A 21,787-nucleotide genomic window follows, 5' to 3' on the forward strand; every position below is an offset into this window, starting at 1 on the left:
TAGAGCGATATATGCTAAAAGAAGAAGATAGAATTTTTACTAATCTGCAAGGTAAGGAAAGTCATGATATAAAAGCTAGTACAAAACGGGGGGATTGGGATAATACAAAGGGTTTAATTAGTAAAGGACAAGAATGGATAATTGAAGAGATTAAAAAATCGGGTTTAAGAGGCCGTGGCGGTGCCGGATTCTCTACCGGTATGAAATGGTCGTTTATGCCAAAAAACTCACTTAAACCATCTTATTTGGTGGTTAATGCCGACGAATCTGAACCGGGTACTTGCAAAGATCGTGATATTTTAAGGTTTGAGCCGCATAAATTAATAGAAGGATGTTTGCTGGCAAGCTTCGCAATATCAGCGCATACATGTTATATCTATATTAGAGGAGAGTTTTACAATGAAGCCTCTAATATTCAAAGAGCTTTAGATGAGGCGTATAATGACGGATTAATAGGTAAAAATGCTTGTAATTCCGGTTTTGATTGTAATATTTATCTACACAGAGGGGCGGGTGCATATATTTGTGGTGAGGAAACGGCATTACTTGAGAGCTTAGAAGGGAAAAAAGGTATGCCAAGGCTAAAGCCACCATTTCCCGCCGGTTACGGTTTATACGGTTGCCCGACCACTATTAATAATGTGGAATCTATAGCAGTAGTCCCAACTATTTTAAGGCGTGGAGCTGAATGGTTTAGCAGTATCGGCAAGCCTAATAATACCGGAACTAAAATTTTCTGTATTTCAGGTCACGTAAACAAGCCTTGTAACGTTGAAGAAAAAATGGGTGTGCCTTTAAAAGAGTTAATTGATAAATATGCCGGCGGAGTACGCGGCGGTTGGAATAACCTTAAGGCTATAATTCCCGGCGGGTCTTCGGTGCCGTTACTGCCTAAATCTTTATGCGAAGTAGATATGGATTTTGATAGTTTAAAGACTGCAGGGTCAAGCCTTGGAACAGGAGGTATTATCGTTATGGATCAATCCACCGATATTATTTATGCTATTGCAAGGCTTAGCAAATTCTATATGCATGAGTCGTGCGGGCAATGTACGCCTTGTAGAGAAGGGACAGGCTGGATGTGGCGGGTTATGATGCGCTTGGTACGAGGAGAGGCAAAAAAGCATGAGATAGATGAGTTACTTGAAGTAACAAAAGAAGTTGAAGGACATACTATTTGCGCTTTAGGTGATGCTGCCGCTTGGCCTATTCAAGGGTTAATACGTCACTTTCGCGGTGAGATTGAAGAGCGTATTAAAGAGTATAGTGTTGCGTGATTTTATCATTCCGAAATTGTCATTGCGACAACTAAAAGGAGCTTAGCAATATAGGCTATGCCAGCAATCGCAAGGAAATGTGAAGATTGTTGCATGGCTCGAATTTTGACCGTCATTGCGAAGAGATTCGTAGAATCGACGCGGTAATCTAGAAAACAATGTTTAGATTGCCACGTCGGCATAGATGCCTCCTCGCAATGACGTGGTAGTCTACGCTTCTTGCAACGATGGGGTAAGGCTATGCTCCTGGCAATGACGTTTAACCGTTTACGAATAACATTTTAATTATTTATAAAATAATATATGCAAACAAATATTGAACCACAGAAAAAACAAATAAATTGGCAGGAATGGCGTTCCTTTTCTTTTGTTATAGTAATTGCTTTAATGATTCGAATATTAGTCATGGAACCTTTTACTGTTCCGACTGCTTCAATGAAAGCGACTATTTTAGAAAATGATTATATCTTTTCAACAAAATATAGTTACGGCTATAGTAATTATTCTTTATCTTTTTTTGACTTTATTCCTCTTTTTAAAGGAAGAATATTTGCGCAGGAGGCACAAAGAGGAGATATAATTGTTTTTCGTCCTCCTCCTAATATGAATGTTAGATATATAAAACGCTTAATCGGTTTGCCCGGTGATAAAGTGCAATTAATTGATGATGTGATATATATCAATGATCAAAAAATAGAACGTGTAGAAATAGGCAACTTTGTAAGTGAGGAAGGGCTCAAATATATCAAATATAAAGAAACGTTACCAAATGGCGCAGCTTATTTTTCTTATAAGATTGCTCCGATCAACGGCAGGTTAGTTGAAAATAAACACGGTAATACAGAAATTTTTTATGTACCGGCGGGTAAATATTTTTTTCTTGGTGATAATAGAGATCAGTCAAATGATAGTCGAGTGGATTTAGGTTATGTACCTTTTGAAAACTTTATTGCTAAAGCACAATTTATTTACTTTTCTACTGAATTAAAGTTATGGGATAATGATATCGGTATTGTAAAACAAATACTTCGCATCGGTCCCTGGCTTTCCTCTATTAGATTTAATAGAATATTTAAAAGCCTTTATAAAATGGACATTGCTAATGACAATAATTGATCAAAAATTAAAATTAGAAAAGTTATTAGGATATAATTTTAAAGATAAGAATCTTTTAATCGAAGCATTAAGTCATCCGTCATTAAAACAACATAATTCTTCAAATCAATATATGGATTATGAACGGCTGGAATTTCTAGGAGATGCTATATTAAGTTTTCTAGTTACCGAAATTTTATTTACTAATTTTGCTGATTACGATGAAGGGAAATTAGCAAAAATTAGAGCTTATTTAGTTTGCAAGGAAACACTTTGCAACGTTGCCACCAAGCTTAATTTGAGTAATTATATTATAATGACCCAAGGGGAGGAACTCTCAGGAGGGCGGGATAATCCAAATAATATAGAAGATGCAATGGAGGCTTTAGTCGCTGCTATTTATCTTGACAGTGATATTAATATTGCACGCAAAATTGTTCAAAATCTCTGGGCTGAGTTTATTACTGTCAAGGATTTAACTAGTTATGACCCTAAAACTCCCTTACAAGAATGGGCGCAAAGTAAAGGATTCCATGTGCCGATATATAAGGTTATTAATAGGAGCGGTGCTTCACACTCTACGACTTTTACAGTCTCGGTAACAATAAAAGACCATTCACAAACCGGCACCGGTCATTCCATTAAAGAAGCCGAAAAAGATGCTGCACGAGAGTTGCTCCGCACAATTGGGCTGTTATGATGAATCAAACTCAAAAAACTATATCTGTCTGCATAATAGGTAGGCCAAATAGCGGTAAGTCGACCTTACTGAATAAACTTATCGGTCAAAAAATTTCCATAGTTACCCCAAAAGTTCAGACTACCCGCTCTATTATCACCGGTATAGTTACCATTAAAGATACGCAAATAATTTTGTATGACACGCCGGGTATATTTGAGCCGAAAAGTCGCCTGGAAAAAGCGATGGTCCGGAGCGCATGGTCAAGTTTACATAGTGCTGATATCGTAATGTTGATTATAGATAGCTTAAAGCCCCTAGACGAAATTACTTATGATATATTAAAAAAACTCTCCTCTCTTGAAATCATACCGGTATTTTTATTAAACAAAATAGATTTTAAATCTCAGTATATTGATGATATTCGAGCTAGTTTAACTACTACTAATCCTGAAAGCTTAATTTTGCTTATTTCTGCTTTATTCGGCACAAATATAGATAAGTTGCTAGAATATATTATATCCCAAGCAAAACCCTCGCCATGGCTTTATGAAGAGGATGATATGACAGATTTACCGATGCGTTTTTTAGCGGCAGAAATTACAAGGGAACAGTTATTTTTAGCTCTTCATCAGGAATTGCCTTATAAGTTGACTGTTCAGACTGAAAGCTGGGAAGAGCGTCCTGACAAATCGGTAAAAATTCACCAAGTTATAGTCGTGACAAGAGAAAGTTATAAAACTATAATACTTGGCAAGAGTGGCAGCAAAATAAAAGAAATCGGTGCGCAAGCTCGACAAGAAATGGAAAAGTTTTTTAATTGCCGAATACATCTTTTTTTATTTGTAAAAATTCGTGAGTTGTGGGAAGATAACCCCGATTTTTATCGTCATATGAAGTTATAATATTATTCCCCCAGGTGCATAGAATCTCGCTTCTCCTTATTAAAAGTCATTGTTTTATAAAAATTGAATTATAAAATCTCAAGCTAATAAAGTTTTATTACTCATAATATATAAAAATCCATGAATCATGGTTTTTTGTTGACAATGAAAATAATATATAGTAAAAATCCTTTCTAGGAATTTCTTTAATTTTTATCAATCTACTAACTTAAATGCTCTTGTTGTCATTAAGCCGATACAAGCTAATACAATAAATCATAACTAAAATTATGGTTGTAAAAATATAAAGCTTTTGCTAAAAGTCAACTGTTTTAAAGCGTAAATAGTTTTAAAACAACTGCTAATATTTAGTTTATAGCATATATATAAAATAAATTATTGAAATATAGTGAGTACAATAATACTATGAGTAAAGATGAAGACGATGAGTATACTGAAACATTAAAAGCTGTAAATAGTAAATTAATGAGCTTATCAGGTAATTTGATAGTGTTTAGATCAGATAGTGTGGAAGAGCAAAAAAAGATATCTAATGACTTAAAGATAGTAGTTAAGCAGTTAAAAAGTATGAGAAGAAATGTAGAAATGTATTTTATTATTATGTTATTACTGGTTATTAGTGTACTTCAAAAAATGTTATGGACGGATACAATTTCTAATCTTTTTTTCTCTTAAAATAAATGCTTACCTTAAAAATTCTTTAATTATGATTTTTGCTGCCGTTAGAGAAGAAGTTTGGCTTGATTTGAAACCTAGTTGCTTTAAAGCTGCTTGGCTTTCTACTATTTGTTCATTAGATTTTTCTGGATTTAATAGTAACTCCTCAAGTTTTGCACTAATCATGGAGGGGATACAATTAAACTGAATAAGTTCGGGTATGACTTCGGTGCCGGCTATAATATTGATTATAGAGGCATATTTTATTTTAATTAATAATTTTATAATAAGAAAACTAAGTAAATTAAGTTTATAAGCGACAATCATCGGGGTATTAGAAGCGGCAATTTCTAATATATTAGTCCCGGATTTTGCTAAAGCTAAGTCTGCCACGGCATAACTTTTTAACCGTTCATTAGAAAATACATAATTAAATTCTACATCTAACAAGAAAGACTTTATTATTTCTTCGTGACTTGGGTCGGCAAGAGGAAATATTACGGTAATATCGGGGTGATTTCTAGCAAGATTATTGATAGCAGCAATAAAAATAGGTAAATGTCTTGATATTTCTCCATATCTACTGCCGACCGTAACGCATAAAACTTTTTTGTTATCTAATATTTTAAACTCTTTGCGCAAAGCTAATTTATCATCATAAAATTTCTGTTCCATAATTGGATGACCAATATACCGACAATCAAGCCCCACTTTAATAAAATAAGGTGGTTCAAAAGGTAGCAACGCAAACAGGCAATTATAAATTTTAGCATATTTTATAGCTCGCCCTGGTTTATATGCCCAAACAGACGGTGCTACTATATGAATCATTTTTAGATTAGGTAAGATTTTTTTTAGCTGTTTTGCTACTCGATAAGTAAAACCGGGAGAATCTATAGTAATTAATATGTCTGGAGCGTTATTAATTATATCTTCTATTGTAAGGTTAATTAACCGCTTGATCTTAAAAATATTTGGTATAATCTCTATAAAACCCATTAGGCTTATTTCGGTAATAGGGAATAAGCTTTTAGTAATTCCTTCCTCCTCCATCAGCTTTCCGCCTATACCGGTGAATTCTAACCCCTGATTATTATTTTTCAGATGCCTGATTATTCTAGAACCGATAAAATCGCCTGATATTTCTCCGGCTATAAAATAGATTTTTGCCATTAATTCATTCTGTACAGCGTCATCGTGATCAATTAATATAAGCGAATTTTTTGGCATTCGCCTGTGCTCACGCAGTTTAGGCATGGCTGCACAAGCTTCTCCTTAAATTCATCTTATTTGAAGTTTTATGAATTTAGCTGTATATATAAAGTTTAAATTGATCTTCCGTCTTTTTTACTAAAAGCAAGGTGTGCTTTCTCAAGATTTTTTATAAATTTAGGGGAGTACGCCTTTATATCTAAGGACTTACCACCTTCATATTTTTTGGCCAAATTCATTCCTCCTTTTATCATATTATAAGCAAAATTCATTTTTTTTGTTTCGCCTGCTATTCTTTTTGGATTCATAAACATATAAATTTGATAAACGGCAAAACTTTTTACCAATCGTTTTAAATTCATCCTTGATTCTTTACTAATACCTTGGAGCTTGTCTTTTGGATTTGCCAGCCCTTGATTAGCTGATTTAACAATTTTAGAACGTTGCTGCATTAAATAACTACTGACATCGGCAACATTTTTATTAATAATTTTTTCACTTATTTTAAAATTAAAATTTTTCAACTTTCCAAAATATTTACGGATTAATATAATAATTTGTGTTTGTAATTTAGTTAAATCCATGCTCTGTTCTGTTAATTGTGCTAGTATCTTCTCTATTTCTTGTTCAAATTCTTCATTGTTGCTAAGCTCGGCAAAAATCTTTTCTGCTTCCGCCGATTCAAGTTGATATTCGCCGATACCCAATAAAGCTTCTTTTATTTGATCGGCAAATTGCTTAACTTCATCCGGTTTTTTTTTATCTTCTGCCATATTTGTCTGTAAAATTAGCTATAGGAAAGTTTATAGTAATATCTTATTTAAATATGTCTATAAAAAACTGTTATTAGAAAGATGTTGTTGCTTGGATCGCGAGGTTAATAAAAATAATTCTAGCATGGTAATGAAGAAGCGACTGTAAGGATTATGACTATCTAGTCATAATCCTTACAGTCGCTCGTAATAACATTTGAGTTATTTGCCCACCTCTAACTTAAAAGATAAAGATAATAATTTTAATTAGAAATTTGTGTAGAATTTAGTTGGTTATATAATTTATAAATAGTTTGCTCGGTGTTGCTAATTTTTTTATTAATCATTTTTAATAATTTCTCAGACGATTTTCCACTCGCTTGTCCTGATGAATGTAATTGTTCCGCTAAATTTTTAAGAGAATCTTGAATTTCTATAAAAGATTTTTTAAATTGTTCTTTAATTAATATAGAAGACCCTTCAAGTTCTTTAATTTTTAAATAAAGATTTTCTATTAATTGGTCTACTTTATTTTGCATTAGATTTAGCTGCTGCTTACGTCCCTCAGTAAGGTAACTAAAAGTCTCTTGCATTTTTGCATGGATTCTTACTTTTGCTGTGCGATCTAAATCCCAAGCTAAACCTACTTTGCTCATTAAATATATTATCCATTTATGAACGTCAAAATGATACCATTTTACGCCGTTACGATAATCTGATGGAAAAGCATGGTGGTAATTATGCCAATTTTCGCCAAGTAAAAATAGTGCCATCCACCAAATATCTCCAGCTGTTCCTTTATAGTATTTTTTGCTTCCGACAAAGTGGCATAGAGAATTAACACAAAACGTTGCCTGTTGTTGCAATGCGCGCCCTATTCCCATAAATAAAAAGGCCATGTAGCTTGACGCAATCGTACCGCCAATTAAATAACCAACAAATAAAGGTACGATAACATTCATAAAAATAGCTATTTGCCAATAATATTTTAATTGCCATTTTAATAATTTATTTCTACCGTGCTTTATCCATGTTATGCGGTCAATAGATTTGTAACTACCTTCGCCGACAAGCATCCATCCAAGATGAGACCATAAAAAACCTTCGATTTTATTATCAAATTTTAAAGGACTATGCGGATCTTGATCGTTGTCGGTATATCTATGATGCTTGAAGTGATTTGATGCCCATGATAAAGCGGGCCCCTGCAGTGTTCCTGCGGAAACTACTAATAAAATAAATTCAACATATTTATTTGTTTTATAAGAATTATGGGACCATAACCTATGCAAGCCGATGCCAACAGAAATATTGTAAATATAATAACTAACAACCATCAAAGTAATCTCGGTCCACCCTATTCCGTTAGTATTCCAATATTTTACTAAAAGTACTGTAAGCAAAAGAGGATAAAATATTAAAGCAAATAATGCGGGTTTATTAACTTTACCTAGCATATAATCAACCTAAATAATTAGTTTATTTTACAAATATAATACCATGTTTATTGATATTGTACAAAAGAATTTTTTATATATACGTTGATCAACTTTAAAAATTGGCTATGTCGTCTTTACAAGAGTTTTGATTTCCACACACCAGATGTAGATTCGATCCTTGCCTTGTAAACCGATTTCTCTTTTTAAGTTGATCTTCGTCTATAATTCAGCTCATGGCTTTCACTGTTCGGAAGCTCAAGACAATAGCCGAAAAAGCGAACTGTTTTTATAAGCTCTTCTTCTCCATTTGTATCTTTTAGTGCTTTTCTAATTCTATTTATATGAACATCTATAATACGAGAGTTATAATCTTTATTATTTTCTCCTAAATATTCCATTATTTTTTGACGGGAAAAAATAGTTGTAGGAAATTGTAAGAAAAGATGTAAAATTTTAAATTCTGTAGGACCAATTCGAACTATCTTGCCATTTTTATAAAGTTTCTGAGTATTTATATCTATATTTATATTCTTAAATTTAATTAAATTATCTTGCAAAATCGGTTTAGATCGCCTTAATAAATTTTTTATCATGTTCAATAATTGATCGGAAGAAAAAGGCTTAGGCAAGAACGAAATAAGATTATTCACCTGCAACTGGTTTGAAACTATTTTTTCAGGTGTAGATAAAAAAATTATAGGTATTTTATATAGTGCTTCTACTTTTCTAATCGCGGTTATTATCATTTTAGGTTCTGTCGGTTGCACACCGATTATAATTATAGTTGGTATAATGTTGCCAGAAAGTGCTTGCTCCAGGGTATTGGCTTTTATTATATCAAATCCCGCTCTTTCAATAATATTATATAATGGAACATTAATGGTTTCCTTAAGCTCTACGATTAGAATCTGAGGTAATAATTTATCAAGCACTTTAAATAACCTCTGTTAATTAATTAAAAATTGTACCTGAAAATTACCTTATTGAAAATTTTATTTAATAGTTTTGAGTTATTATATTAAATTATTAAAGGCTTTATAGCAAAATTCATACAGAAGAAAGATAAAGAAATATTATTTTAACTAAAGATAATACTTGAATTAAATAGTTTTAATTGTTATAAAGAAACTTTATTTTTAAGTTTGCTTGCTGGAGAGTTTTGTATATCATGAGCTTTTACGAATCAGTTTTTATTGTACGTCAAGACGTATCATTGAATGACATAGATAAAATCACCGATGATTTTATCAAAATTGTCAAAAATAATAACGGTATTGTTGTTAAAACCGAATATTGGGGTTTAAGGCCTTTGGCTTATAAAATCGGGAATAATAAAAAAGGGCATTATGTCTTTTTAGGCTTAAATACCGGTCCGGAAACAATAAAGGAACTAGAAAGAAAAATGCAGCTTAATGAAAATATTATTAGATTCCTTACGCAGAGAGTAGAGTCGATTAGTAGTGAGCCTTCACCGATATTAAAAACTCAAAATACAGAAAATGAACCTGTTATTGATGTAACGGTTAATAGTTAATAAGAATAGTCTTAAAGGTAAAGAATGTTGAGAAATAGCACCGAAGAAACAAGAAATCGTAAAATAGGAGAAAAACCCGCTAAAAAAGTATTTTTTAGAAGACGTAAAGGGTGCCCTCTTTCTGTTCCGAATGCTCCTATGATCGATTATAAAAATCCTGATTTGCTAGTAAAGTTTGTTTCTGAAGGTGGAAGAATGTTACCTAGCAGAATTACGAATGTTTGTGCAAAAAAACAAAGAAAATTAAAAAATGCTATTAAAGTTGCAAGAATTTTAGCATTATTACCTTTTGTATTTCAAATTTAAATAAAAGATAGTTAAATGGAAGTCATTTTAATTAAGCCGGTAAGAAAACTAGGAAAAATTGGCGAAATTTTCAAAGTAGCAAGCGGTTTTGGTCGTAATTATCTTTTGCCACAAAAATTAGCAGTGAGAGCTACTGAGTTTAATAAAAATTTAATTATTGAACAAAAACACGAGCTTGAAGAAACAGATAAAGTTATTAAAGAAGAAGTAGAAAAAGTTAACAGTCTTATCAAAGATCAAAAATTAATTTTTATAAGACAAGCATCTGATGATGGGAAGCTTTTTGGATCAGTAAGTAACAAAGAAATCGCCGAAAAATTAACTGAAAGTACATCTCACCCTATTTCATATTTGAATGTGATACTTGACAAGCAAATAAAATCTACGGGAATTTCATCAGTTGAAATAAGATTACATGCAGAGCTTAGTACAAAAGTTACAATAATAGTAGCAAGATCTGAATCCGAATCTCAAAGTTTTTTACAAGAAAGTAAAGCAGAAGAAGATGAATCTTTACCTGAGCAGCTTAACTAATAATCTATTTTTTTAATTATTTGCTCTATTCGTGCAGTGTTTTGCATGGCTCAAGAAAAGCAGCTGTCATTCCTAGCTAAAAGCAAAAATCTAGAAAGAAAACTTAAAATAAACAAAATTATATAAAACTTTGCTATATAATCCGCTTAAATATTTTTTGGATTGCTGTTTTCACGGGAAAGTGCTGTTGCACGACTCAATTTTTTAGCCGTCATTGCGAGGAGATTCATAGAATCGACGCGGCAATCTAAAAAAATAGATTGCTTCGCTTCGTTCGCAATGACGAAGTTATTATTTTTCTCTAGATTGCCACGTCGTTGCTATCGCAACTCCTCGCAATGACGGTGAGAGTCTTAAATTGCCATGTTGGAGCTACATCCCTTCTCGCAATAACGATGTTTTTGTAACGATTCTGATCCATGCGGGCAACGCTAGCGTGGGAATGACATCAAAAATTCGGGCCCCATGCAACAATTTGCACAATAATGCTAAGCTAGAATGTCAACATTAAGCTGGTACTTTCAAAATCTCTATCGCTCTTTTTTCAAAAGCATTAATCATTTTTTCCGCGGCCTTAGCAAAATAAGTGCTTATTAATTTATCTAATATTATTGATTGCATTTTAAAATCGATGTTAAATTCTATTAAGCTTCCTTTAACATTAGGTGAAAATTGCCATATATTCTTTAAATATTTAAAAGGTCCGGAAATAGCTTCGGCATTAATTACATATCTCTCATCATCTAATATTTGATAAGTAACGCTTGATTGATATTTTTCGGAAAAGCCTTTTACCTGTAATACTAGCTCGGCAATAATCTGCTCATCGTTTTTAGAAATAATTTTAGCAGCTGCGCACCAGGGAAGAAATTTAGGATAGGATTCTACATCTAGCACTAAATAAAATAACTCAGCGGGATTATAAGGTAAGATTTTTACTTGATTAAATGATGGCATAAAACTCGGTTAATTTCATATAGGTAAAGTATCCTGTATTGCAATCGTTTGATAAAATAAAAATTGATGAGTAGTGTAGCAAAAAGTATCAAGGTATAGATATTAAATTTCAGAGTGAGCTAAGCTACGCGTATCTCTTATACGTGAGCACAAGCGAGTATTGCAAAATTTAGTGTATAGACCTTAATGGTTGAAGCTATACTAAAAGTCTGTTACTTTGCCTTTATGTTGCCAATCGCCGTAGCGGGTGGGTTCTAAACCTTTAACACCCCCGATTTCTTTTTCTTTTGGCAAATTTTCTTCTTCTAATATATTATCTTTTTTATTATCCATAATCTTAATCCTTTTATGAAATTTTCCAATCTTAATAGAATTTATATTAATAGTACTTTAGCCGTAAATAGTGAAATAGAATTAACAAGCGATCATATACATTATATTAAAACAGTGTTGCGGCTTAAAGTGAATGAACAATTTCGAGTTTTTAATAACACGGATGGAGAGTTTATAGCACAAATTAATGCTATCGGCAAAAATAATTTATCGGTTACTATTACAAATCTCTTAAGAAAACCGACACCGATACTACCACTTACTATTGTCCTTGCGATAATAAAACCAGAAAAATTTTTGTTAGCGGTAAATATGGCCGTACAGCTCGGTGTTACTAAAATTGTGCCGCTAATTACCGAAAGATGTCAATTTAGAAATATTAAAAGCGAGCGTTTGCTAAAATGCGTTATTGAAGCGAACGAACAATCGGAACGTCTTACCATGCCGTTGATCGACACGGCTATTACCCTTGAAAATTATTTAGCCGCTACTGGTGACAATTTACTGTTATATGCCAACGAGCGAGAGGATAAAGCTAATTCGTTGCTTAAAGTCCTGTTACCGAATTCAAGCGATATTTCATTAATTATAGGACCAGAAGGAGGATTTACAGACGAAGAACTCAAAAAATTAGCAGATTACGAAAATGCTAAATCCTTTAGCCTCGGCGCTTATATCTTACGAACCGAAACCGCTGTTGCTGCTGGCCTTGCGCAGATAGCAATGGTTAGAGCATAGATTGTTGCGTGGCTTGAAATCATTACAAAAATCGTCATTGCGAGGAGCCTAGCGACGCAGCAATCTAGATAAAAAATAGATTGCTTCGCTTCGCTCGCAAAGCATTGTTGCGTGGATAATTAAAGCACGTTTTATGTCATTCCCGCGCAGGCGGGAATCTAGGGTAAAAAGCCTTAGCTTGTAAAGCTTTTATCTATGTAATTATCGTTACATCTTTAGTTTAATTTTTCTGGATTCCCGCCTACGCGGGAATGGCATAGGAGCAGCAGGAATGACATCAGAAATTCGCTCTACCCAACAATGCTCTAATATCCTTGCAGTTGCATAATTTTTGTAATATTTTCTAGGCTATCTTATATAATACATAATAATCCATTATGAAAACAATTTTACCCGATCGCTCCCTGCATATCCAAGCTAGGCTTAATTATATAGTAAGCCAAATTTTAGATGTTGCACAAGATAAAATTGCTATGATTATTTTATATGGTTCTTTTGCAAGAGGGGATTGGGTACGTGACCTACCTAACGGCTATCATAGCGATACCGATATTTTAATAATATTAAAAAAAGGTAAATATAAAGGGCATGCTACTTTAAGATTAAAAGATAATATATATAAAAGACTAAAAAAAACCGGAGTAATAAAACCTCAAATTATCCCCTATGATTCACGAATATCAATAATTCTTGAATCAATAGATGAAATAAATAGTCAGTTAGAAAAAGGACGCTATTTTTATACCGATATTAAAAAAGAAGGCATTCTTTTATATGATAATAAAGAATTTACCTTAAGCGAAGCTAAAGATTTACCTTGGATCGAGATGAAAGAAATTGCTGAAGAAGATTACGAATATTGGTTTAGTAGAGGTAAAGGTTTTTCAAAAGGGGCAAACACTTATTTAAATGATTCGGAATATGCTTTGTCAGCCTTTTCACTTCATCAAGCCACCGAAAGTTTTTATAGTACAATTTTATTAGTTTTTTCTAACTATAAACCAAAGCTACATGATATAGAAGAATTGGGCGGCAGAGCAGCAAATTATAATAGTGAATTATGGGAAATATTCCCTAAAGCAACTCCTGAGCAAAATGAATGTTTTGAATTGCTACAAAAAGCTTATGTAGATGCAAGATATGATAAAAATTATAAAATTAATAAAGAGCAATTGCTTTATTTGATTGAAAGAGTAGAAAAATTAAAAATGATAACGGAAAAAATTTGCCTAGAGCGGATTAATGGATAGGAATATTATTAAATATTTATGCAATCAATGATTTGTGTTTAGCACTATAGTAAAAATTCGCTCATCAATAAAATACAGCTAGCTCTTAGATCAAGATCGTAATCTATAGTATTATATATTAAGCGTTTAATGTTGGTGAATTTATCAACTAGTGAAGAAAGATTTTGAGTCGGTAATTTATTTAGTATTTTCTTCTCTAATTCAGTAAGTTCAACATTAATACCCGAAGATTTTTTTATAATTCTGTTCATTAAATGTAAAATACTATCAATAAATTCTAGCCACAATTCTCTATCTTTGCCGGAAAATTGGTTAATGAAAGCCAGCCTACTATTTAAATCCGTGTAATCGGCAATCGGTTTAATGAATCTTGCATATGATTCATTGCCGATAAAATATTTCGGTGATCTGACACTAATCTTAAAACATCGTGATCTTATAGTAGTAAGAATACTTGCGGCTTTTAAAGTAATTAGAAAAATATAGCTGTTTTTAGGGGTGTCTTCGAGAATTTTAAGGCAGGAATTTGCAGCGTTTAAATTCATCAAATCCGCTTGATATATTATAGCAACCTTGAAACCGGAAATAGCTGAACTTTTATTTAAGAATTCTTGCAGCTTTCTTATCTGAGTTATTGAAATATCTTTAGCGTTAGTCGCCCCTGAAATTTCTTTTGCAACAAAATGATAATCGGGATGATTTTCTAAAGCAATATTTTCTCCAAGTAGATTTTTGCAGATAAATTCTTGAACATCTTTTAAAGATTGATCTATATCACTACTTTCGATAAGCCAGCTATTATAAAGTTTTTTTTGCTTAAAACTAAATTTAAGACTTTCAATTATCATATTACTGTTTTTGTGATATTATTAAAAATATTGAGGTAAATATTTGAGGCCTTTCTTGGAGAAAACAAGCCTTGTTGCAAGGACGGATTTTCCATGACATTCCTGGAAAATCGAATCCATTATTCGTCGTTGCGAGGAGAGAGGTACCCCCAGACGTGGCAATCTGATTCTGCCATGCTGAACTTATTTCAGCACTTACTTGTAGTAGATGCCAAAATAAATTCAGGATGAATATTATTTCCTGGGCTGCCACGCTCCTTGCAGTCTCACTCGCAATGACGAGTATTAGTATTTTTCTGGATTCGCCCGTTGCTGAAACCAACATTAAGAGCGTTCGTACAGTATGGTGAGGCAAATCACGATTGACATCTTGCTTTTAAGAATTACTTGCTTCTTTCATTTTGCTACCGGCCTTAAAAACAGGTTGCTTATAAGCAGCGATACGCATTTTCTCACCAGTTTTCGGATTGCGGCCATCTCTTGCTGCTCTATGTTGAACCTCGAATGAACCGAAACCTATTAAGCTTACGCCTTTGCCCTGCTCAATTGCTTTAAGAATGCTTCTAGTAACCAAGTCAAGTGCTCTTTCAGCCTCAGCTTTAGTTAATGATTTATCTGTTTTGGAATGACCTAGATCAACCATTAAATTAATTAATTCTGCTTTATTCATAATGAAATTAACTCCCGTTTAGTGTTAAATCTTAAGTACTAATGATATATATACAACTAGCTATAATATACATCAATAGATATTTTTATTTTCAACGTATAAAAATGATTATAACAAACCATTAATTGACTGCAAACTAGAGTTATTTGAAGAGTTTAAATATTATCGTTTATTATGTAATTTCATAAAAAATGTAACCATTTTACATCAATTTCGGCTTTTAAGCTAAATGTAATTGAATAATTTTGATTGAAACATATAATCGGAAGTAAGATATTTCGTACCTAAATGATTTCGAGAATTAAATTTTATTTTAAGTATTATTCCTACCTCTAATCTGATTAAAGTAATCCCAATGGTTATATAAATGCTATTATCTGAAATTTGTATAAAGCGTCCCGTATTTGCAACGGTTTTAAGCTTAATTATCATAACACTCGGAGCAGTGTTTTTTACCAAGCTGCAAATTAGAGGCACGCCGGATATTTCCGTACCGGTTATTAACGTCACAGCGCTTTACGCAGGGGCTGATGCCTTATATATGGAGAAAGAAATTACTACCCGTATCGAGAAAGCTTTAAAAACAGTAAAAAATCTTGATTTTATAACCTCCCAAAGTTCAACGGGCCAAAGTAATATAACATTATCCTTTCTTTTATCTACCGATATTGAAGTAGCGTTAAACGATGTGCGTTCCAAAGTATCGGACATAACTTATATGTTTCCTAAAGATATGAAAGCTCCGTCGGTAGCGAAACTTGATGCTGATAGTTTTCCAAGTCTTTTTTTAAGTGTTGAAAGCGATCAGTATAATGATTTGGAGTTAACGAAAATTGTTGAAGATAGTTTACAAACCCCTCTAGATAAACTTGAAACAGTCGGGCAGTCAAATGTATATGGCGGAAACGATTATATAATGAAAATAGAACCTGATGCTAAAAAATTATATCAATATAAAATTTCTCCTTTGGAAATTGAAACGGCTATTACCGAACAAAATAAAGATTACCCGGCGGGAGTAATCAAGACGGGTATCAATAATTTTATTGTAACTCTTGCGGGATCTTTAACAAAACCGGAAGAATTCGGTAATATTATACTAAAAACTAGAGATAATGGCGTAATAAAATTAAGAGACGTCGCCAAAGTATATTTAGGTTCACCCGATCAGGACGTAATTTTTAGATATAACGGCAAAAGTTCTATAGCTCTTGGTCTTATAAAAGAGTCAAAAGCTAATATTATAGATTTATCAAATGAAGTCAGAGGGGTTTTAGACCAAATCAAAGCATCATTACCGAAAGGTATAAATGTTACTGTTGCATATGACGGTGCAACGCCGGTTAATGCTTCGGTCGATGCGGTGTTTCATACTATTTTTGAAGCATTAATATTAGTAATTTTAGTTACTTATTTGTTTCTAGCCTCGGCTAGGATTACTTTAATTCCGTTTGTAACGATTCCGGTGTCGTTAGTCGGGACTTTTAGCGTTATGTATGCAATGGGGTTTTCCATTAATATCTTCACTCTTCTTGCGATGATTTTAGCTATCGGCTTGGTGGTAGATGATGCAATTGTTATGCTTGAGAATATTTTTAGGTATAACGAAATGGGACATCCCCCAATGGAGGCAGCTTTTCTTGCTTCCAAAGAAATTGGGTTTGCAATTATTGCGATGACTATAACCCTTGCCGCTGTATTTTTACCTATCGGCTTTATTGAAGGTTTTGTTGGCAAATTATTTATCGAATTTGCCTGGACTTTAGCATTTTGTGTTTTACTTTCGGGCTTTGTTGCGCTGACATTAACACCGATGATGGCGAGCCGTATGATCAAAAAACATGATAAGCCATTACCAAAATTTCTAGCTAAATTTAATGAACTTCTACAATTTGTACAAAGTAAATATCTTTATTTTTTAAATCTTGTCTTTGATAATAAAAAGAAATTTTTGCTGGTTATTGCCTCATCTTTTATAGTGCTAATAATTAGCGGTAAATTTGTGCAAAAAGTTTTTGTACCTCAAGAAGATGACGGATTTTTACAGCTTTCTTTTACCGGTCCTGAAGGGTCGAGTATTGAACAATCGACAGCGGTAACCAAAGAAGCCGAAAAAATACTTGCAAATTATAAGGAAATACTCGGCTATCTAATGGTGGTCGGTTATAACGGTAGCGATAGCGTTTTTGCTTTTGTGCCTCTTAAGGATTGGAGTGAAAGGACACGCTCACAAGAGACTATTAAGAATATGCTTAATGCGCAATTTGCCCAAATACCTGGCATGTCGATTTTTGCCATGGATCCACGATCAATGGTTAGTAATAATGCCAAGAGTCCTATCGAGTTTACAATTCAAACCTCTCTTGAGTATGACGATTTAGATAAATTATCCGATAAATTTGTTGATTTGATGAAAGCAAATCCGATCTTTTCCAACGTAAACCGTGATTTACAATCCGCAATGCCAACAATTAACATCGATATTGATCGTGATAAAGCATATTTATATGGGATGAGTATGGGCAATATAGGAAGAACCGTACAATATTTACTAGCCGGTCAGCAAATAGGCGATTTTAGAATGGGCAACGATTTATATGATGTAATGCTGCAGTATAATTTAAAAGATCGTAGTAATATTAACGATTTTAGTAAAATTCTAGTTCCAGCAAAAAATAATACTATGCTGCCGCTTGAAGTAGTAGCTAAGATGACGGAAAAGGTATCGGTAAAATCATATGGGCACTATAACAATTCAAAAGCAGTTACTATTTCCTCAGACTTAGCTCCCGGCCAGAAAATCGGCGATGCGATAAAAGAAATCAATAATATCGGTGATAAGCTACTCGACCCTAGCACGACAATACTTGAATATATAGGTGAGATTAAACAAATGAACGAGTCGGACGGTAATATGCTTATGACTTTCCTGTTTGCATTAATATTCATCTATTTAGTACTCTCTGCACAATTTGAAAGCTTTGTTGATCCTTTATTAATATTACTGGCTGTACCTTTCTCAATAACAGGTGGAGTGTTAACCCTTTGGGTGTGCGGTAATAGCCTTAATATGTATAGTAATATCGGGCTTATTACTTTGGTCGGGCTTGTTACTAAAAATTCTATTATGATAGTAGAATTTGCAAATCAGCTAAAAGAAAAAGGTGCAAATGTAAGAGAAGCTATAGTTAAATCCTGTAGCCTTCGACTGCGCCCCATATTAATGACAACGCTTGCCGCAATAGTAGGAGCCGTACCGCTAGTAACTGCTTCCGGCGCAGGGGCAGCAGCTCGCAACTCCATCGGTCTCGTAATTGTCGGAGGTATGAGCATCGGGACTATATTTACTATTTTTGTTATTCCGGTGATATATCAAACTTTTAAACGAGATTAGTACAGCGTTGCCGGCGTGGATCGACCTTACCCCGTCATTGCAAGGAGATGCGAAGCATCAACGTGGCAATCTAAGACAACCCGTCCCGTCACTGCGAGCGAAGCGAAGCAATCTAGTTAACTTTATAAGATTGCCGTGCTTCTTTCAGTCGTTCACAATGACGTTTGGGATATCCACGCGGGCAATGCCTCGCAATTGCTTTATGCCAATCGAAAGGGAATTTTTCGGCAAACACTTTCCAAAAGCGCTTTATATAGATTTATTGCAAGCAGATATATCAAATTTATTTTCAGCATCCAAAGCGATTGAGGTAGGAAATTAATGCTCAAAAAGAGCTATCTACTATTATCGATGAAGTGCAAAAAGTGCCACTGCTTCTTGATGAGGTTCATCACTTAATAGAATCAAATAAATCTCTTCAGTTTATTCTTTGCGGTTCAAGTGCTGATTTAAAATCTTTTGTACATACTCTTTACTATAGACTTACTGTAGCTTTTATAAACTTTGCCTTTCTGCCTTCATTAATAGCTTTTTGGTGATATTTGGTTATTATATAATTATCGTGTGGTTGAGAGTAATCGCTATTGATAATTTTGAAATTAGGATTTTGTTGAATTAGCTTAAGGGTTTCATTAAAATAATCCTCAATATCTGAAGCAAATACAAAACTCCCATTGGTTTTTAATTTACTTTGTAAAATATTTAGCCGTTCCTTATTCAAAATACGTTTCTTTTTTTGTTTATTTTTAGGCCATGGATCGGGAAATAAAATATAAATTCCCTCTAATATTTTATTAGGTAATTTGTATAATATTAAATCTAAATTATTCGGCCAAAGTAAGAAATTTGTTACATTTTGTTCTTGCGCTAATTTCAAAGCATTTGCTACGCCATTTAAATATACTTCCGCACCGATAAAAAGCGCTTCTGGATTATTTTTAGCTTGATGGATAAAATGCTCGCCCATGCCAAAGCCTATTTCTAAAAATATCTTACGTTTCTCAGATTTAATTTTTTCAGGAGAAAATAGATGTTTCGGTAATTCTGTATCTAATAAATTTTGTTGCAAAGATGACAAGCTTTTACCGATTCGCCTCGCATAAGACCGATTTAAATTAGGATAAGATATCACGAGTACTCTTGAGTGTCCTTGTAAATCCTTACAAACATGATCGATAATATAACCATAATCAATGAAGATTTTACTTACCACTTCAGCTTGAAGATAGCCGATTTCTATTATCAACTTACCACTTCGCTTTAAAAACCTTTTAGCATTCTGTGCGATTATATAATAAGCCTGTAATCCTTCTTGCTCGGCAAATAATGCAGGATGCGGTTCGTAATTAATTGTCTCAACTGCCATCTCTGATTTTTCGGTGTTCGATATATATGGCGGGTTACTAACAATAAAATCAAATTTTTCGTCTTCTATATTTTCGAACCAGTCGCTATGAATTATTTTTATACGATTACTTACTTGATGCTTTAGAGCATTATTTTTAGCAACGCCTATAGCATCAAGACTTATATCGGTTGCAACTACCGTACTGTTTGGAAGTTCAAGCAATAAAGTGATAGCAATACAGCCGCTACCAGTGCCGAGTTCTAGTATATTGTCATTCCGTGGCTTGACCACGGAATCTAGGTGCGTTTTTTCTGGATTCCTGCTTTCGCGGGAATGACATTGAGAGAGGCGGGAATGACACTGAATTGCAATATCTACTAACAGCTCCGTATCCGCACGCGGGATTAACACATGCTTAGTAACGATAAATTCACGCGAGTAAAATTCTTTAAAACCTGTAATATACGCTATCGGCTCGTGTTTTAATCTTCTTTCTAACAGTTTTTTAAAAGCTTCTAATGATGCTTTAATTAATTGTTCATCCGCATGCGTAAGTAAATATTCAAGCGGCTTGCCTATAACATATTGCAGCAAAATTCTTGCTTCCAACTGCGGTGAATTAATCCCGATTTTTTGTAATTTATAAGCCGCTTTATTAAGACATTGTTGTATGGACATGGTCATAAAGCGGTATTTGTTAAAATGCCCTTCCTGTCATCCATGCTTCTTTTGTCATTCCCGCGAAGGCGGGAATCCAGTTTAAAGTCATGCTGAACTTGTTTTAGTATCTTTTTTAATAAGCACTGAGATAAATTCTGGATGGTTTTAAAAGTATTTTTTCTAGATTCCCGCTTTCGCGAGAATGACATTGAAGGTACTATAATCATTCTATAATTTCTTTCATATCTTCTGGCAGATCACAAGAAAATTCCATAAGTTCACCACTCACAGGATGAGTAAAGCTTAAATACCACGAGTGCAAGGCCTGGCGTTTAAAATTAATTAATTTCGCTTTTAAATCGGACGAGCTATAATTTACTTTTCTATCATTATTGCCGTATATCTGATCACCAACCACTGAATGCTTTAAGTGACTTAGCTGTACCCGAATTTGATGAGTTCTACCTGTGCTAAGTTTGCACTCGATCATGCTAATTGTACTGTTAAAAAACAACTCTATTGTTTTGTAACTCGTTACCGCTTCCTTACCGCCATATTTTAATATGGTCATTTTTTGGCGATCTATGCGGCTACGACCAATATTATTTTTAATAATTCCCTCTAATGGATTAATTACTCCCCATATTAATGCTTTATATTTGCGTATTACCTGACGTTTCTCTATTTGATTTGCAAGTGTCATATGAGCAAAATTATTTTTAGCAACGACCATTAAGCCGGAAGTATCTTTATCTAAGCGATGCACTATACCGGGTCTTTCAGGCGAACCGATATCAGATAAAACTTTAGTATGATAGAGTAAAGCATTAACAAGGGTATCCTGGTAATGACCAGCCCCCGGGTGTACCGTCATACCTGCAGCTTTATTGATTACGATTAAGTCTTCATCCTCATACACTATATCAAGCTTGAGGTTAGCAGCTTTCATTGTTACCGGTTCCGGCTCTTTCAGGGAAAATAATATAACATCATTCTCCTTGACCGAAACGTTGGAATCGGAAATAATTATTTCATTAATGTGTACGCAGGAAGCTTTGATTGCCTTCTGAATTTGACTTCTCGAGATACTCTTTTGCTTCGAAGAATTTGTATCAAAAAGGGCAATTATGGCTTTATCAAGTCTAAAGCCGTTTAGTTCAGGCGGCACATGGTATTTTATCATAGTAACAATTATATAT

At 33.6% G+C, this 21,787-nt stretch carries 21 protein-coding genes and 1 pseudogene; 12 read left to right on the forward strand and 10 right to left on the reverse strand.

The features are described from left to right. The first annotated feature begins 11 nt into the window (after positions 1–11). The 5 genes from nuoF (at position 12) to OTR29_RS00920 (ending at position 4,631) form a co-directional block, all read left to right on the forward strand. Entirely contained in the window at positions 12–1,277 is a 1,266-nt protein-coding gene (gene nuoF, locus OTR29_RS00900; protein WP_422228788.1) for an NADH-quinone oxidoreductase subunit NuoF, read from the forward strand. A 303-nt stretch (positions 1,278–1,580) separates the two neighbouring features. After that, positions 1,581–2,393, forward strand: a complete 813-nt coding sequence (gene lepB / locus OTR29_RS00905) for a signal peptidase I (protein WP_422228789.1) — start codon at positions 1,581–1,583, stop codon at positions 2,391–2,393. After that, positions 2,380–3,072: a ribonuclease III gene (gene rnc / locus OTR29_RS00910; RefSeq protein WP_422228790.1), complete on the forward strand. Its 693-nt coding sequence runs from the start codon at positions 2,380–2,382 to the stop codon at positions 3,070–3,072. The genes lepB and rnc overlap by 14 nt, the downstream gene beginning before the upstream one ends. Further along, positions 3,069–3,956, forward strand: a complete 888-nt coding sequence (era, locus tag OTR29_RS00915) for a GTPase Era (RefSeq protein WP_422228791.1) — start codon at positions 3,069–3,071, stop codon at positions 3,954–3,956. Before rnc ends, era begins: the two co-directional genes overlap by 4 nt. A 405-nt stretch (positions 3,957–4,361) precedes the next feature. Then, positions 4,362–4,631, forward strand: coding sequence for a hypothetical protein (locus tag OTR29_RS00920; protein ID WP_422228792.1), 270 nt, complete (start codon positions 4,362–4,364; stop codon positions 4,629–4,631). A gap of 9 nt (positions 4,632–4,640) precedes the next feature. Here the strand turns inward: OTR29_RS00920 and lpxB are convergent, their stop codons facing one another. The 4 genes from lpxB to OTR29_RS00940 all read right to left on the reverse strand — a co-directional run bounded on the left by lpxB (position 4,641) and on the right by OTR29_RS00940 (position 8,948). Then, positions 4,641–5,786, reverse strand: coding sequence for a lipid-A-disaccharide synthase (lpxB, locus tag OTR29_RS00925; protein ID WP_422229053.1), 1,146 nt, complete (start codon positions 5,784–5,786; stop codon positions 4,641–4,643). Between the two features lie 152 nt (positions 5,787–5,938). Beyond that, the gene (locus OTR29_RS00930) at positions 5,939–6,598 is read right to left on the reverse strand and encodes a DUF5394 family protein (protein WP_422228793.1); all 660 of its coding nucleotides are present in this window, start codon (positions 6,596–6,598) and stop codon (positions 5,939–5,941) included. A 242-nt stretch (positions 6,599–6,840) separates the two neighbouring features. Continuing rightward, on the reverse strand, positions 6,841–8,034 hold the full coding sequence (locus OTR29_RS00935; protein ID WP_422228794.1) for an acyl-CoA desaturase: 1,194 nt from the start codon (positions 8,032–8,034) through the stop codon (positions 6,841–6,843). A 185-nt stretch (positions 8,035–8,219) separates the two neighbouring features. Continuing rightward, on the reverse strand, positions 8,220–8,948 hold the full coding sequence (locus OTR29_RS00940) for a winged helix-turn-helix domain-containing protein (protein WP_422228795.1): 729 nt from the start codon (positions 8,946–8,948) through the stop codon (positions 8,220–8,222). Positions 8,949–9,184: 236 nt separating this feature from the next. Between OTR29_RS00940 and rpsF the strand changes: the two genes are divergently transcribed. The 3 genes from rpsF to rplI are packed head-to-tail and all read left to right on the forward strand — an operon-like array spanning position 9,185 to position 10,390. Further along, positions 9,185–9,550 (forward strand): 30S ribosomal protein S6, encoded by a 366-nt coding sequence (rpsF, locus tag OTR29_RS00945; RefSeq protein WP_422228796.1) that lies wholly within the window; start codon positions 9,185–9,187, stop codon positions 9,548–9,550. A gap of 24 nt (positions 9,551–9,574) precedes the next feature. Next, complete coding sequence (gene rpsR, locus OTR29_RS00950) at positions 9,575–9,856, forward strand: 30S ribosomal protein S18 (protein WP_422228797.1); 282 nt, start codon at positions 9,575–9,577, stop codon at positions 9,854–9,856. A 15-nt stretch (positions 9,857–9,871) separates the two neighbouring features. Next, the gene (rplI, locus tag OTR29_RS00955) at positions 9,872–10,390 is read left to right on the forward strand and encodes a 50S ribosomal protein L9 (protein ID WP_422228798.1); all 519 of its coding nucleotides are present in this window, start codon (positions 9,872–9,874) and stop codon (positions 10,388–10,390) included. Positions 10,391–10,897: 507 nt separating this feature from the next. Here rplI and OTR29_RS00960 read toward each other — a convergent pair. Together OTR29_RS00960 and OTR29_RS00965 are read right to left on the reverse strand one after the other, a co-directional pair. Next, on the reverse strand, positions 10,898–11,347 hold the full coding sequence (locus OTR29_RS00960) for a type II toxin-antitoxin system RatA family toxin (protein ID WP_422228799.1): 450 nt from the start codon (positions 11,345–11,347) through the stop codon (positions 10,898–10,900). A gap of 201 nt (positions 11,348–11,548) precedes the next feature. Continuing rightward, positions 11,549–11,662 (reverse strand): annotated as a pseudogene (locus OTR29_RS00965) (DUF1674 domain-containing protein); the annotation flags it as partial. A gap of 33 nt (positions 11,663–11,695) precedes the next feature. Here OTR29_RS00965 and OTR29_RS00970 point away from each other — a divergent pair. Beyond that, positions 11,696–12,418 (forward strand): 16S rRNA (uracil(1498)-N(3))-methyltransferase, encoded by a 723-nt coding sequence (locus OTR29_RS00970; protein ID WP_422228800.1) that lies wholly within the window; start codon positions 11,696–11,698, stop codon positions 12,416–12,418. A 377-nt stretch (positions 12,419–12,795) separates the two neighbouring features. Further along, complete coding sequence (locus tag OTR29_RS00975) at positions 12,796–13,668, forward strand: HEPN domain-containing protein (RefSeq protein ID WP_422228801.1); 873 nt, start codon at positions 12,796–12,798, stop codon at positions 13,666–13,668. 44 nt (positions 13,669–13,712) lie between these two features. On the opposite strand, the gene OTR29_RS00980 is transcribed toward OTR29_RS00975, so the two are convergent. Continuing rightward, complete coding sequence (locus OTR29_RS00980; RefSeq protein WP_422228802.1) at positions 13,713–14,516, reverse strand: DNA polymerase III subunit delta'; 804 nt, start codon at positions 14,514–14,516, stop codon at positions 13,713–13,715. A gap of 376 nt (positions 14,517–14,892) precedes the next feature. Further along, a complete protein-coding gene (locus OTR29_RS00985; RefSeq protein WP_422228803.1) occupies positions 14,893–15,186 on the reverse strand; it encodes an HU family DNA-binding protein in 294 nt (97 codons plus the stop codon). Between the two features lie 367 nt (positions 15,187–15,553). On the opposite strand from OTR29_RS00985, the gene OTR29_RS00990 reads away from it, so the two are divergent. Next, positions 15,554–18,580, forward strand: coding sequence for an efflux RND transporter permease subunit (locus OTR29_RS00990; protein WP_422228804.1), 3,027 nt, complete (start codon positions 15,554–15,556; stop codon positions 18,578–18,580). Positions 18,581–18,945: 365 nt separating this feature from the next. After that, positions 18,946–19,119, forward strand: coding sequence for a hypothetical protein (locus OTR29_RS00995; protein WP_422229054.1), 174 nt, complete (start codon positions 18,946–18,948; stop codon positions 19,117–19,119). Here the strand turns inward: OTR29_RS00995 and trmB are convergent. Beyond that, positions 19,056–20,612, reverse strand: coding sequence for a bifunctional peptide chain release factor N(5)-glutamine methyltransferase PrmC/tRNA (guanosine(46)-N7)-methyltransferase TrmB (trmB, locus tag OTR29_RS01000; protein WP_422228805.1), 1,557 nt, complete (start codon positions 20,610–20,612; stop codon positions 19,056–19,058). The two genes, OTR29_RS00995 and trmB, sit on opposite strands and share 64 nt — an antisense overlap. A 199-nt stretch (positions 20,613–20,811) precedes the next feature. Further along, positions 20,812–21,771 (reverse strand): RluA family pseudouridine synthase, encoded by a 960-nt coding sequence (locus OTR29_RS01005; protein WP_422228806.1) that lies wholly within the window; start codon positions 21,769–21,771, stop codon positions 20,812–20,814. Positions 21,772–21,787 lie beyond the last annotated feature (16 nt).

Origin of the sequence: Rickettsia endosymbiont of Halotydeus destructor, assembly GCF_049278075.1 — a bacterium.
GTDB lineage: Bacteria > Pseudomonadota > Alphaproteobacteria > Rickettsiales > Rickettsiaceae > Rickettsia.